This is a genomic window from Niallia taxi, assembly GCF_004005475.1.
GTDB lineage: Bacteria > Bacillota > Bacilli > Bacillales > Cytobacillaceae > Niallia > Niallia taxi.
The window spans coordinates 129,746-144,011 of sequence record NZ_RZTZ01000014.1; the positions used below are offsets into that span (position 1 = coordinate 129,746).

Sequence of the window (14,266 nt, forward strand, 5' to 3'; positions counted from 1 at the left end):
ATGCGTTAAACGCATTAGGAGAATGGTAAACATGGAAATGCGACAAATTCAGTACTTTCTCGAAGTAGCAAAACGAGAGCATGTCACTGAGGCAGCAGACATATTACATGTTGCTCAGTCCTCTGTCAGCAGACAAATTTTTAACTTGGAAAGTGAATTAGGCGTTGAGCTTTTTATACGAGAAGGGCGCAGTGTTAAGCTGACACCACTCGGAAGAATCTTCTTTGAACGAATGAAGCAAGTGTGGAACATGATGGAGGATGCAAAACGAGAAGTGAAGGAATATTTAGACCCTGAAAAAGGCACGGTAAGGATTGCTTTTCCCATTAGTATGGCAGCGCATACTTTGCCATCGATTATCTATGCTTTTCGTACAAGATATCCGGAAGCCAAATTTCAAATGAGCAATGCTCTTTATTATGATTTAATTGACGGTGTTATAAACGGAAGCTTCAATTTGGCGATGATTGCCCCAATGCCCAATCAGGAAAAAGAAACGAAAATTAAAGGTGCAACGCTTTTCACTGAAAATATTGTCGCTTTGGTTCCTAATCATCATCACTTAGCTCAAAAAACGTCCATACGACTGCGTGATTTAAAGGATGAGCCTTTTTGTGTCCTCCCAGAGGGCTTTGTTTTTCGTGAACAAGTTATACAAGCTTGCAAAGAAGCACAATTTTCACCACGGATTGCTTTCGAAGGCAAGGATATTGACGCACTTAAAGGTCTAGTGTCTGCAGGATTAGGTGTAGCATTAATGCCAGAAATGACTCTCGTTGATAACACCCCCCGTTCGACTGTCATTGTGCCTATTGTTGATACAAACTTAACGAGAACAGTCGGTGTCATATATCCGACACAACGGAAGCTGCTGCCGACAGAAGAATTATTCTATGATTTTCTGCTGGAAACGTATGAACGGTTGAATGAATTTAAACAATAAAGAATGGATCTGTGCCTGTTTTCTATAGTGAAATAGTTTGCCAGCGATATGTTGGGGTAAGAATAAAGTATCCTATCCAAATGAAGAGGAGGCTTTACAAGCATGAAAGCAGTCACTTATCAAGGAGCAAAAGATGTACAAGTAAAAGAGGTGGCAGATCCTAAGCTACATAAAAAAGATGATATTATTGTCAGAATTACATCAACAGCGATATGCGGTTCTGATTTACACATTTATCAAGGTGCCGTACCAGCTGAAAAGGACTATGTAATTGGACATGAGCCGATGGGGATTATTGAAGAGGTTGGGTCTGAAGTAACGAAGGTAAAAAAAGGCGACCGTGTTGTCCTTCCTTTTAACATTTCTTGTGGTCATTGCTATTACTGTGAACATGAAATGGAAAGCCAATGTGATAATTCCAATCCAAACAAACAGCTCGCAGACACAGGCGCATACTTCGGATTTACAGAGCGATATGGTGACTATCAAGGTGGACAGGCAGAATTACTTCGTGTTCCTTATGGGAACTTTATGCCATTTGTTATTCCAGAAAGCTGTGAATTAGAGGATGAAGCACTACTGTTTATGTCTGACGTTCTTCCGACTGCATATTGGAGTATAGAAAATGCTGGCGTGAAAAAAGACGATACAGTCGTCGTATTAGGAAGTGGACCTGTTGGCTTAATGACACAGAAATTCGCTTGGATGAAAGGCGCTAAACGTGTTATCGCCGTTGATAATGTTCCATACAGATTAAATCATGCGAAAAAGATGAACAAAGTAGAGACAATCAACTTTGATGAGCATGAGGATGCTGGGTATTACATTAAAGAAATTACTGGCGGTGGCGCAGATGTTGTTATTGACTGTGTTGGAATGGATGGAAAAAAATCAACGATGGAAGCAATCGGACAAAAGCTAAAAATCCAAGGCGGAACGTTAAGCGCCATCCAAATCGGCCTTAACGCTGTCCGCAAATTCGGCACAATTCAATTAACAGGCATTTACGGCTCCAAATACAATATGTTCCCACTAGGACAAATCTTCGAAAGAAACATTACCGTAAAAGCAGGCCAAGCTCCAGTTATCCACTATATGCCAATGTTGTTTGACAAAATTACAAATGGAGAAATCGATCCAACCGAAATCATCACACACCGCGTATCACTAGATGACGCAAGCAATGCATATAAAATGTTTAACGACCATGAAGATGAAGTGATTAAGGTTATTTTAAAGCCTTGATATCGGGAAAGGACTCGGCAAAAATTTGCTGAGTCCTTTTTCTTTGTCCTTAAGAAATCCTCACATATATATAAGGATTGTTTAGGAATGTCGACAATTTATTATTATCTTTAAATCATTTATTATATATATTCACATTCCCCATATAAGACGGAAGACCATTTTTAGCCAGTATTCTATCAAGTTGGCCTTTTTACCTATACCCTCACCTGTTGTAAAGAAAAAATATGGATAAAGCATCTTTTACAAACTAAATAATCTGAACGGAGGAGAAAGTGACATGAATCTTGCAAATTTATAAGAAGTTTTAAAGAAGAATTTAGTTAAGGAGAAAAGTTCATTCCGGCTTTACTCCATTTTAGTGAGAACTCCGTAAAATATTTTTTAACAATGCCTAATTCCTGACAAGCCTTTTTCTTAAAATGATAGTAGTCAAGATTCATTTATTACAGCATGTTCATTACACTTCATAAAATCACCTGTGACAAAATATCCCTTTTTTCCAATCTTCCGATTCTGCAAATCTGGTAGTTGCCTATCCCCTCCCTTTACTGACAAAAATTCCGCATGTTTACGTATCCCTTAAATTGGAGTATAAAACTGACATGATTATACCCGCTAGTTTCCATATCCTAATAATATGTCAACTAATAAGAGGCATAAATACCGCTGTCCTGTTAAATTCATCTTTCCAATTAAGCTCATGTAAATCTAAATGCCTAGTAAAATTCGTTTAGACTCTCGTGGATTTATAGAAAAAAGGGTACAAACCTAAAGCCTGTCTTACTCTAGATACATATACATATAGTACAACATCACATATGGGACAGATGAAACGGAGGGACATTAGTGGAACTTCTTATAAACGGAGCAAATGCCGTTATTACAATATAATCTTAATTATCACTTGAAAGGAGTATTATTATGACCGACTTTACCGTTTGGATAACCATTATTACTTTTTTGGTTACCCTAGGATTAATTCTTTGGAGACCTAAAGGATTGAATGAAGCAATACCTGCAACTGCTGGAGCCGTTATTATTGTGCTTTGTGGAAGTGTTTCATTCTCTGATTTAGGAATCATATTAAACACCATCAGTGGTGCTGCAATTACTATCATGGCAACCATTGTAATGGCGATTGTTTTAGAAAGCTTTGGTTTTTTTAACTGGGTTGCAGAAAAATTGGCAGCTATGGCTAAAGGATCAGGAATTCGTCTATTCTGGTATGTCAATTTATTATGCTTCCTAATGACACTCTTCTTTAATAATGATGGAAGCATTCTTATTACCACGCCCATCCTTCTCATGCTATTAAACAATATGCGCTTAAAAAACCATCAAAAAATTCCCTATTTACTGTCAGGAGCCTTAATTGCAACTGCCTCTAGTGCTCCAATTGGTGTCAGTAATATCGTTAATTTAATTGCATTAAAAATCGTTCATATGGACTTATGGCTCCATACCGCGATGATGTTTGTACCTTCAAGCATTGGATTATTACTGCTTACTTTCCTGCTTTTTCTACGGTTCAAGAAAGTCTTACCGAAAAAAGTTCCGATCATGGTTTCCGGTTTAACTAGGTCTTCTTATCACCCACTAAAATCAGTAATTCACCATGAATCGGAAAAGGCTCGTTCCAAATTTATGAGAAATATTCTGTTATTTGTCCTTGCGGTTCGGTGCAGCTTGTTTCTTGCCTCCTACCTGCAAATCCCAATTTCTGTTATGGCAGTTATAGGGTCCCTCATTCTTTTAGCTTGGAGATGGATATATTTAAAAATATCCCCTGCTGATATGTTGAAGAAAACACCCTGGTACATCATTATTTTCGCCTTTGGTATGTACACAATCATCTATGGACTCAATAATATCGGCTTGACAGAATGGCTGATTGGTTTGATGGAGCCAGTTATTTCAGGAAGTCTCCTTCATGCCAGTATTGTAATGGGCGCACTACTAACAGTTCTATCCAACATTTTCAATAATCACCCTGCCCTTATGGTTGGTACCCTTACGTTGACACATATGAATCTTAGTGTGCTGGAATTAAAGGTTGCGTACTTAGCGAACGTAATCGGCAGTGATATGGGAGCTTTATTGCTGCCAATGGGAACACTAGCCACCTTAATGTGGATGCATATCGTTAGAAAAGGAAAGGTCATCATAAGCTGGTGGGATTATATCAAAATAACAGCAGTAGTCATTCCTCCTGCAACACTTTTTACACTAATTATTTTATATTATTGGGTTTCCTCCCTTTTCGGTGGAGTACTTCAACAATAATGTCAACGAACAGTGATATTACGAAGGATGCGGAGATAAACGATGAAATTCTTAATGTATAGGGGAAATACCAAAAAAAAGAGTAATCCTTCCTAATTAACTAAGGTTGGATTACTCCATAAACATCAATAAATGTTGACCCTGTTGGTCATAACATGGTCATTTATTTTTCTTGCCTAATTTTAGGATATGTTTTTTAAGCTACAATTGTGAAATATGTTTTCCTTCAGCTTCACATCTTAAGCGCTTCCATTCCTCTGTCAAAAATAAATGCTGAACAGTTGGACAAGTACATAACTCCTTGTTCATTTTTCACATATATTACTATGTAAAAGGAATGGAGGTGAATATGCATGACTGATGAAAAAAATTCCACATTTGGTTCTACAAACGGTGCAGATGACAAAGTGAAGGACAGAAACAAAAACTTGAATAAAAACAGCAATAATCTTGCTAATAACGGTGGGGTGGCAGGAGTTTCAATAACTGCTGAAGGCGGTAGTCAGGTCAGCGGAAAGCATGGAACAAACGTCAGCCAAGGTGGACAAATTGCTAAAAAATACGGACAAAACGCTAACCAAATGGGACAAATCGCTAGAAATTTCGGGAAAAATAAAATTAAAGATGGCGTTATTAATGCTGGCTCCAGTGAAATGGAAGAAGATATGGAAACAGCTGAATAAACGTTAGTTAATCTGAATTCTCGCTAGTTAACTTGGCGACCTGTGTACTTTCTAGAAGGTCGTCTCTTTTTTTCTAATTTTATCAACACAAGGCAGGTGAACAAAATGCCACATTCAAAAAAACATGACATTCATTCCAAAAACCACGTAAAACATTCTAAAAAAAATGAAGATAGTTTAAATAAATCCAATAAACATGGAAAAAATGATGAGGAACACTCACAAAATCATGATAAACATAATGAAGTAAACAAAGCTTCTTACAAGTTTGAAAAAGAAGGAGTTACCATAGAATTCAACATCTATATTAACCTGTACAATACTAATGACAACAATAATAATTTAGCCAATCAACACGGAAAGGCTGGTGTATCTGTAACAGCAAGTGACAACAGCCAAATCAGTGGCAATCATGGTAAGAACGACCAACAAGGTCTCCTAACTGAACAAATTACTGAGCTTCTCGATGAAAAGGGTCAACTAATCAGAAGAGAGCAAGACTCTGATCTCCATGATGGTCCTTTTACAGTAGATTTCTCCATTAAAGAACGGGAATAAAGGCTCATGTTTAAAAAATGTCAAATACAGCAATATACTCCCTCCATGGAAGACAGATAAACTATCTGTATTAGGGAGGGAGTTTTTTCCATTATTTTTTAAACGGAGGATCTTTTTCTATACAATCTAATTAGCATAAAAGATATTTATTTCCAATATATCACATACCTGTTTTATATTTCTTTTCACTCGAAGAAGTACTTTTCGTATCATGTTTAGCTTTTTCTTCGCGCCATTCCTCTTTTACATCCTCCATTGGTATTGCATCAACAGTTTGTTCACTTTCAAACATATCAAAAAGGCTTTCGTTTTCTGTCGGATACTGTTCAGGGTGGTCCATGTTTGTATGAGCTTTAGGTACTCCCTTAGATTTTTTATTGTCTTCCATATCCAATCACCTCATTATATAGGTTCCCTTAATGACAGAAAAAAAACGATTAATATCCTTCCAATATTTTCTTACAAACAAAAAAGCATCCAACTATTTTGAATGCTTTGCAAGAACTCTTCCATTAAGTACTTTTGTTTTTTCTGCGACTGATCAACATATGCACCATAGAAATAATAAACATTACGGCACCAATAAGCACGATGATATCTGCACCTAACTGCAAGCCGCCACCGATTGAGAAATCTGTAAAAACCCGCATGCATAAGTAACAAACAGCTACTATAAAAAATACTAAATCAGAGTATTTTTTCATAAATTCCATACTGATAAAAAGACGTGGTTAAAAGCCATTATGTATATTCAGCTTGTTGTGCTTGGTTCTAATTTATCTATTTTAAAGGTATATTTCCTAAACTAAATAAAATGTGAATCAACAATACAATTTTAATAGCTAATAGCTATTAAACTAACCACACCTCTTTTCACCTCCTCTGTATAGTAACAATAACACGACTTTTCGTTCACGTAAAAGATATCCAGATAAACTTGACCAAAATGAACGCTGATCTTTGGCCATTAATGATTCAGCAGTATTTTACCTATTTTCAGTTTGTTGAACATTACTTAAGGTTTCAACAAAATTAAGGACGAGAATATAAAAAGGATACATAATCAAGCCGCCCATTATAATAAAACCAGTCGCAGGAGTCGGAACATCACCACCATATGTTATAGGAAACAATGAGGCAATTATATAAATAAACAACATTAGATAAGGTATCCAAAGAATAGTTGTCCAATATTTTACGTTCCTTCCGTCGAACCACTTCCTTGTTAGGAGAAATAGCAAAATGGTTCCGCCAATAATATCAAGCATCCATATCAATTCAGTAAATAAATTTACTTTTTCTATATCCCAATTTGCCAGTCTGCTGATTCTATAAACGTTTGCCATTAACTCAAAAGGAATCAATATTAATAATGCATAAACACAGGCAACTGCATTTAATTTTAAAAAACACTTCATTTAACAGCCATCCTCCTAAATATGCATTATGACCTATTTTGCTGCTTAGTATGAACAAGAATCGTCGCTACGTTCAATAATATTGTCGCGATAACAAGTACTGCTGAAGCGCCTGCCACTGCACCGATTGTATCTAAAAGCGCAGACCAGTCCTCCCTTTTTACTAAATTATAGTTATAGAAAATTTGAAAACAAAGAGAAACTGCACAAGCTGCATAGCTAATACTGCTTAGCGCTATACTTTTTTCATTCTCTTTTTTTATCAGACAATATGTAGGAATGGCCAAAGCGATTAATCCTAAAACGATGCTACCAATATTAAGCAAACCATAATCAAACATGCCTTTTCTCCTTTTAATCAATAGAAATTTTATAACCGAAGTGTTGCGAAATATGAATAGAAATGCGAGATAGCTTGACTAATTTTTTTCCGAATAAAACAGTGGAATTGGTGGTGGCATGCCTGCTTCTGGTAACAGATAAATAAAAACAAATAGGAAAGTAATCAATATCCCCAACGCCATTACAAAAAACGAAAGGATCCTATTAGCTTGCTTTTTCAAGCCAATTAATCCGCATATAAAACTTGCTGCACCAATAAATAACTCAAAAAAAGCAATGGGGTATAACGAGAATTGCTCCATAACCTGTATTCTTACAAAATTAAAAACGGTTATAGACAGTACATATATTAATTGTAGAATAAGACCAAAAAGAGAATAAAACAAATTATAACTCCTTTTCCATATAATGTTTTGTTTAATCATTATACATAGTTATTCTATGTATGTGAACAACCTTTTTGTAATTATATTGTATTTTCTTACCAAAAAAGCAAAACTACAGTAGTTTTGCTTTTCATAACAAAATCACTCATTAATATTAAGACGAATCTCTTCCAGCTCCTCCTGGATTTGCCCAATAAGCGAAACACAAGAGCCTGTAGCTTGTATCCAGCTTCCGATAACGCCTATTTGTCCATGATATTGATTATTACCATGTAACACTTGATTCCCACTTATAGCCTGCATCGAATTACCAATACCCTGCATTAGATTACCAGTAATATTCTCTGCCCTTCCATCCTCCGTACTGTCAAAAAATTCATCTGCCAGACCAACAAAGCTGCCTAATGCCTGCAACCAGTTTCCTGTTATAATAAGTCGCTGCTCTGTGTCTGTATTTGATGTGCCATAAAGCACTAACCCAGTTATGACAGTTGAGTTGCCTACAGCTTGAATTTCATCCCCTAACTTTTCCAGCGATACCGTTCCTTGACCATCGGCTGACAACGCACTCCCAGACGCTTGCAATACATTGCCTACAAATCTAAGCTGATAGCTTTGATCTTTATCTAAATGAAATTGGGGTGTACTGCCAATAGCGGCCTGTATTGTCCCAATTGTAGAGAAAAGGGAACCAATAATTTCTTTCCAATGACCATTCATCATCAATCAGTCCAAATCAGGTTGATTATTCTTATAGTATTCTATAATTAGTTTATTGGTCCTGATTTTATTTGCATTCCAGGTATGAAGAGTTATATAGTACCTGCTAAACTCTCCTTTAAGCGAAGCTGTATATTTTTCAATATCCGTTGTTTTCTTCCGTGCAGATTATTTATGTATAACGACATGTAAAAAGGTCAAAAAAATCCCTACAAATAAATACAGGGATTTTTTTTTGACTACTTTAAGAAGCTCCTATTTCATTTAATGCTCAAGCTATCTCATACATGTATTTTGTGTGCATATCCAATCTATGCTATTTGTAAAAGCTTCCTTACCACCAAATTGGATAAAAAGGACCAAACCTTCTTATTCCGAAAACAGGAAATCCAAATAGCCCAAAGCCTCCAAAAGGAACAAATAAGCGACTATTATCAGTGCCACCTTGGCTTGGTACTAACAAATAAACATTCTCATCATCAAAACTGTGAAGAATACCTTGATGAACCTCATCATCCTTTGTCTCTATTTGAACAAACTGAAATAAATGCTTCGTACATTTTTGCTGAAACTTATGATGATGATGACTCATTTTATGATGATGCTGACTTGATGAAGATTCTTCATAACCTCTAACATTTTCCATACCCAAATTCCCCCTTAGTTAAACTCAAGGGCATATTATTCAGTGGTATGAAAAAGGTGACCAGGAAAAATGAATTATCAGCATAAAAATTACTGATCTATCCGATGAGTGGTTAATTTTGTGTTTTTTTCCTACTAGACAAGAATACCTTTAGTATACCTCTTTTTCTTTTTTATCTTTCAACTAAACAAGCCTATTTAGCAGCACTAAAACAGGAGTTACAATATACAGTTTCAATATTCCACTCCTCCCTCTTTTTCTCCCCCTTCATATTTGTTTAGAAAGAAGTTTTGATATTTACCTTGTATAGTCATTTTCTTTTTAGAGAAAATAAAACTATCACATGAAAGGAGGTTAATTTTGTGCATAAAGATAATTATATTTTTGGGGTAGGCGTTTTAGCCATTCTTTTAACAACAGTATATACTGCTGTATTAGCATCCCAATTAATGGCAACAAAACATAAAGTTGATTATCTATATTTTAAAGATAAGTTTAGCAATAATAAAACATCGCATTGAGCCTACTTTTTATAAGTTGGCTTTTTTAATTTCCCATAACTTACATAAGCGATTTTATTGTTATTTCGTATTTTACTCTGATTATTATAAGTAATAATTAAAATTAGATTGTTCGCAATAATTTTAATTATTTTATTTATAGCTAACCTGTTTATTATTTACAAATTATATGATATTTTACTTAAGGTTTATTTGATTTTTAAATAATTATTTGGAGGTAAGCTTTGGAATTTAAGTTTTTAAAATCAAAATCAAATCTTACAAAAAAAGACCTTCCATTAACAACTACCCTTCACTCTTCAGCTATTGATGAAAATACTTACTCAAATCCTGATGCTATATTTACTTTAGACATAGATGGTAATGTTATAGAGCTAAATAATTCCCCTAAGGAATTACTTGGTTATACAGATTATGAGATAATTAATATTCTTTCAGACCATTTTAAACCGAATACACAAAATTCAGGTACTAAATACTTAGAACAAGCTTTGAATGGAGAAATTCAAAATTTTCGTACTGAAATTCTTCATAAAAATGGTTACTCAATTGAGGTAACTCTAACTCTTATTCCTATTCTTAATAGCCAAAAACAAATCACTGTAATACAAGGGTTTATAAGAAATGTATCTGATAATAATAATAAAGAATTAATGAAGTTAAAGGAGCATTTTGAATCTGCTCAACTAGTAGCAAATATTGGTAGTTGGGAATACGACCTCATTAAAAATGAATCGTATTGGTCACTACAAAAGTATAAAATTTATGGAATTTCCCCAAACAACTTTGTTCCTACTCTAGAAAACGTTATTGATTTTATTCACCCAGAAGACCGCGAGAAGTTTAAACAAACAATTACAAATGCAGTGAAAAAAATTCAAGATTTCCGTTTAGAGTGCAGGATTATTAAAAAGGACGGCAGTGTTGTTTACGTAATAGAACAAGGCAGTGTTGTTTACAATGAAAGTAACCAACCTATAAGTTTTCTAGGAACCATTCAGGATATTACACCAAGAAAAATAGCAGAAATGAAACTATTAGAAAGCGAACAGCGATTTAAAAACATTTACAATAATTTAGAAGTAGGAATATGGTCATACGATGTACAAAAAAATACATTTCTATTAAGCTCACCCGGTATTCTGAGTGTGACTGGCTATACATTTAAGGAAATTCCTGATTACTCTTCCTTTTTATCGAAGGTTCTTCCAGAAGATCAACATATTTTGCTCAACAGTAAGGATATGGTGATTAGTGGTATTCCTTTTAATGGAACTTATCGTATCCTTCATAAAAACGGAGAGATAAGATGGGTTCATGATCAAACACTTCCTGTATTAGATTCGAACAATGTTCTTATCCGATTGGATGGAATAATTACCGATATAACAGACCTAAAAAAATCAGAAGATATGATTAAACACCTTGCCTATCATGATTATTTGACGGAGCTTCCCAATAGAAGAATGTTTGACGAAAAAATACATGAATTAGCTGATAATGCTTCTAACAGCTTTTCCATTATTAATTTCGACTTAGACCGTTTTAAAACAATCAACGATACATTGGGAAATAGAATTGGGGACCACATCCTTAAACAATTTGGCAATAGAATTTCTAAAATATTTAATCAAGCATCCGTTGCTGATTATTCCTTTTTATTAGCAAGATTAGGGAGTGATGAATTTGGTCTTATTATTTGGGGGTATTCTCCATTAAATTTTCCAATTCAAATAGCAAAAAAAGTGCTAGCGGAGCTAAAAAATCCTTTTATTGTGGATCAATATGAGTTATATGTAACTACTAGTATGGGAATTAGCAGTTTTCCAAAAGATGGAGATACTGTCGAAGAAGTTTTAAAAAATGCTGAGACTGCTTTATACCGAGCAAAAGAAAACGGAAAAAACAATTACCACTTGTATTCAGCTTCTTTAAATATCCAATCTTTTAAACTTTATACTATGGAAAGAGATTTGCGAAAATCGATCCAAAATGGAGAATTACGTGTGTATTTTCAGCCTAAAGTTGAAACATCCACCGGAAAAATAGTTGGGGCTGAAGCTTTAATAAGGTGGGAACATCCAGTATGGGGACTTATCTCACCAAATGAATTTATTCCGCTTGCTGAAGAAAATGGGTTTATTTTAGAGATTGGGGATTGGGTACTAAAACAAGTATGCACGTATTTAAATGAATGGGAACAATCAGGTCTCCCTATCGTCCCTATTTCCATTAACAAATCTGCTAAAAGATTTTTAATTAGTGATTGGACATCTGTCATTTACAATACATTGAAAGAAACAAATACAGATCCATCCTTGATTGAGTTCGAAATTACAGAGACTACCCTTTTACAGCATAATGACACAGTGAATAATGCTATTGATTTTCTGAAAGAAATTGGGATAAAGATTGCATTAGATGATTTTGGTACAGGCTATTCTTCTTTTACCTATTTAAAGCAATATCCTATTAATACAATTAAAATTGACCAATCCTTTATTCGAAATATCTCTAATCATAGTGATGAAATGATTATAAAATCAACCATTTATTTGGCAAAAGGATTAGGTATGAAAGTAGTTGCAGAGGGTGTAGAAACGAAGGAGCAGCTCACGTTTTTAAAACAACTTAATTGTGATGAAATCCAAGGCTATTTATTTAGTAAACCAGTACCCGAGAAAGAATTTCAGCATTTATTACAAATGGCTATAATTAAACCAACAGGCGACAATACTTATGTTAAGCCTACTGTGAATAGAAGAAAGTATTATCGCATTAATTTAACATACCCATTAAGTTCTCAAATGTCCTTAGAATCAATAAAAGGAAAAAATATAGAGCTAGGAACTACAGAAGTTCTAATAGAAAACATAGGACTTGGCGGCATTAAATTTCTTACAACCTTAAATATGCCCGTCCGGCCCGATATAATATTAAGATTTAAAACAACTCTACTAGATACTGAATTCCAATTCAGTGGGAAGATTGTATGGAAACAAGAATTGCATGATATTTACCAATATGGAGTAGAATACGATATAGCAGATACGGATAGAAAGAATTTGAGCGCTTTATTAAATAAATTTTCTGTCCAACTGAAAACAAATCCATTATTGGCGAATTCTTCGTTTATACAAAAGGATAAAATAACCTATCTTAAAAAGAATTCTTTTCATTAAAAATAAGTGTCAGTCTTATTATTTTTTAGTAGGGCTGATTTTTTAATATAATCAAACTTTTTTAACCCATTTCAGTTTCCTTAACAAATACAATCCTCATACGTTTTTAATCCTTCTAATAATTATTCCATTAATTTCAAATGCATTTTACTCATAGATGAATCTGTATAAATACCCAAAATAATTTGCTATTATTCCAAAGGTCTAAAACTTCTGTCTTTTTCAAATCTCCATGCAGCAATATCATTTTTCTCATCCAGCAAGTTTTTTGAATATACGCCAATTTCCTTCCAATTTTTTTGTGCTTCTCTAAGAGATTCCACATTTGCTCCGCCAGCAAAATCAGGCTCATCAGATTGTAACGGATCATCTTCCCACCTACATACAACACATATCTCCCAAGAATTTAGTTCAGACAAAGTTTTATATCCACAACATGGACATGTAAATAGCTTCCTTCCCATATTCTACCTCCATATTTATCTTTGTGCATTTACCAGTTAGTTATCTACTGACATTATAGTATAATCTGTTGTTACTACCTCAAATTCTATTAAATTCGCTTCTATTGTATAACTTCCCATTTTCCGGATACCTTTAGCCACTGGGTATCCACACTGCCGCGGAATAACATCCCATGTTGGTAATTGGGTTGCCAAGATTAAACGGAAACCCAAGCCGGCTCCTAACCTAGATATCTGGCTCATATACTTTTGACATTTCCTTGATCGTCTTTTCGCTTTATAAAACAACAAGTTCCATCTTTTTTAACATCCTTCTTATCAACTGCCTCTTCAGGGTTTAGCTACCCAACTTCATCAATTATAATAAAATGCCTTTCTTATTTACATTCTTCTTTCCAACTGCTATCACACGTTCCAGCATCCTTCTCATTTCTTTATAAGCATTATATTAAATTTTCTGTGCTTGCTCAGGCTCAAAGGCAATGTCCACTGTTTGCTCAATGTTTTCATAGAAACATACATAGTTCAACGTCAACCTTTAAATCCACAAGGTGAAGCTTTACATCCTTATGACGAATTTTTAATAACGAAACAATAATCCCGTTTATTAAATTGGATTTCCCCTACCTTGTTCCACCACCTTATACAAAGTGCGGGATTTTTTCAAAGTCATGCAGAACTCTTTCGTTTTTCTTTCTTATTACACCGATTGGCACAGCCCACTTATTGCCTACATATAAATGTAAACATAAATATGTACATTTTCGCTCGTTTAAGGATGTACAAAATCACTTGTTTTCTTGCGCTAAATGATCCTTTAAACGGTAGGAATTTCCCACCATTGTCACAACTTTCGCATGGTGTAAAATTCG

15 protein-coding genes are annotated in these 14,266 nt (G+C 34.6%); 7 read left to right on the plus strand and 8 right to left on the minus strand.

Annotation, left to right across the window (positions count from 1 at the left end):
- The first annotated feature begins 31 nt into the window (after window positions 1–31).
- From EM808_RS23530 to EM808_RS23550, 5 genes are all read left to right on the plus strand, one after another.
- Window positions 32–943 carry a LysR family transcriptional regulator gene (locus EM808_RS23530; protein ID WP_127741401.1) on the plus strand — a complete coding sequence of 304 codons (912 nt, stop codon included), beginning with the start codon at window positions 32–34 and terminating at the stop codon, window positions 941–943.
- A gap of 102 nt (window positions 944–1,045) precedes the next feature.
- The gene (locus EM808_RS23535) at window positions 1,046–2,188 is read left to right on the plus strand and encodes a zinc-dependent alcohol dehydrogenase (protein ID WP_127741403.1); all 1,143 of its coding nucleotides are present in this window, start codon (window positions 1,046–1,048) and stop codon (window positions 2,186–2,188) included.
- Between the two features lie 924 nt (window positions 2,189–3,112).
- Complete coding sequence (locus EM808_RS23540) at window positions 3,113–4,474, plus strand: arsenic transporter (RefSeq protein WP_182104216.1); 1,362 nt, start codon at window positions 3,113–3,115, stop codon at window positions 4,472–4,474.
- A 353-nt stretch (window positions 4,475–4,827) separates the two neighbouring features.
- Window positions 4,828–5,157, plus strand: coding sequence for a hypothetical protein (locus EM808_RS23545; RefSeq protein WP_235856698.1), 330 nt, complete (start codon window positions 4,828–4,830; stop codon window positions 5,155–5,157).
- Window positions 5,158–5,262: 105 nt separating this feature from the next.
- Complete coding sequence (locus EM808_RS23550; protein ID WP_127741407.1) at window positions 5,263–5,715, plus strand: hypothetical protein; 453 nt, start codon at window positions 5,263–5,265, stop codon at window positions 5,713–5,715.
- Window positions 5,716–5,875: 160 nt separating this feature from the next.
- Here EM808_RS23550 and EM808_RS23555 read toward each other — a convergent pair whose 3' ends face one another.
- The 7 genes from EM808_RS23555 to EM808_RS23580 form a co-directional block, all read right to left on the minus strand.
- A complete protein-coding gene (locus EM808_RS23555) occupies window positions 5,876–6,103 on the minus strand; it encodes a hypothetical protein (RefSeq protein ID WP_127741409.1) in 228 nt (75 codons plus the stop codon).
- Between the two features lie 124 nt (window positions 6,104–6,227).
- A complete protein-coding gene (locus tag EM808_RS28770; RefSeq protein WP_164849765.1) occupies window positions 6,228–6,365 on the minus strand; it encodes a hypothetical protein in 138 nt (45 codons plus the stop codon).
- Between the two features lie 336 nt (window positions 6,366–6,701).
- Window positions 6,702–7,133: a hypothetical protein gene (locus tag EM808_RS23560; RefSeq protein WP_127741411.1), complete on the minus strand. Its 432-nt coding sequence runs from the start codon at window positions 7,131–7,133 to the stop codon at window positions 6,702–6,704.
- Window positions 7,134–7,159: 26 nt separating this feature from the next.
- On the minus strand, window positions 7,160–7,474 hold the full coding sequence (locus EM808_RS23565) for a hypothetical protein (RefSeq protein ID WP_127741413.1): 315 nt from the start codon (window positions 7,472–7,474) through the stop codon (window positions 7,160–7,162).
- 78 nt (window positions 7,475–7,552) lie between these two features.
- Window positions 7,553–7,861, minus strand: coding sequence for a hypothetical protein (locus tag EM808_RS23570; protein WP_127741415.1), 309 nt, complete (start codon window positions 7,859–7,861; stop codon window positions 7,553–7,555).
- Between the two features lie 141 nt (window positions 7,862–8,002).
- Complete coding sequence (locus EM808_RS23575; RefSeq protein ID WP_127741451.1) at window positions 8,003–8,581, minus strand: DUF6944 family repetitive protein; 579 nt, start codon at window positions 8,579–8,581, stop codon at window positions 8,003–8,005.
- A 334-nt stretch (window positions 8,582–8,915) separates the two neighbouring features.
- Complete coding sequence (locus EM808_RS23580) at window positions 8,916–9,227, minus strand: hypothetical protein (RefSeq protein WP_127741417.1); 312 nt, start codon at window positions 9,225–9,227, stop codon at window positions 8,916–8,918.
- 362 nt (window positions 9,228–9,589) lie between these two features.
- Here EM808_RS23580 and EM808_RS28775 point away from each other — a divergent pair, with 362 nt between their 5' ends.
- Entirely contained in the window at window positions 9,590–9,748 is a 159-nt protein-coding gene (locus EM808_RS28775; RefSeq protein ID WP_164849767.1) for a hypothetical protein, read from the plus strand.
- Between the two features lie 224 nt (window positions 9,749–9,972).
- On the plus strand, window positions 9,973–12,930 hold the full coding sequence (locus EM808_RS23585) for an EAL domain-containing protein (RefSeq protein ID WP_127741419.1): 2,958 nt from the start codon (window positions 9,973–9,975) through the stop codon (window positions 12,928–12,930).
- A gap of 191 nt (window positions 12,931–13,121) precedes the next feature.
- Here EM808_RS23585 and EM808_RS23590 read toward each other — a convergent pair whose 3' ends face one another.
- Window positions 13,122–13,394 carry a CPCC family cysteine-rich protein gene (locus EM808_RS23590; protein WP_127741421.1) on the minus strand — a complete coding sequence of 91 codons (273 nt, stop codon included), beginning with the start codon at window positions 13,392–13,394 and terminating at the stop codon, window positions 13,122–13,124.
- Window positions 13,395–14,266 lie beyond the last annotated feature (872 nt).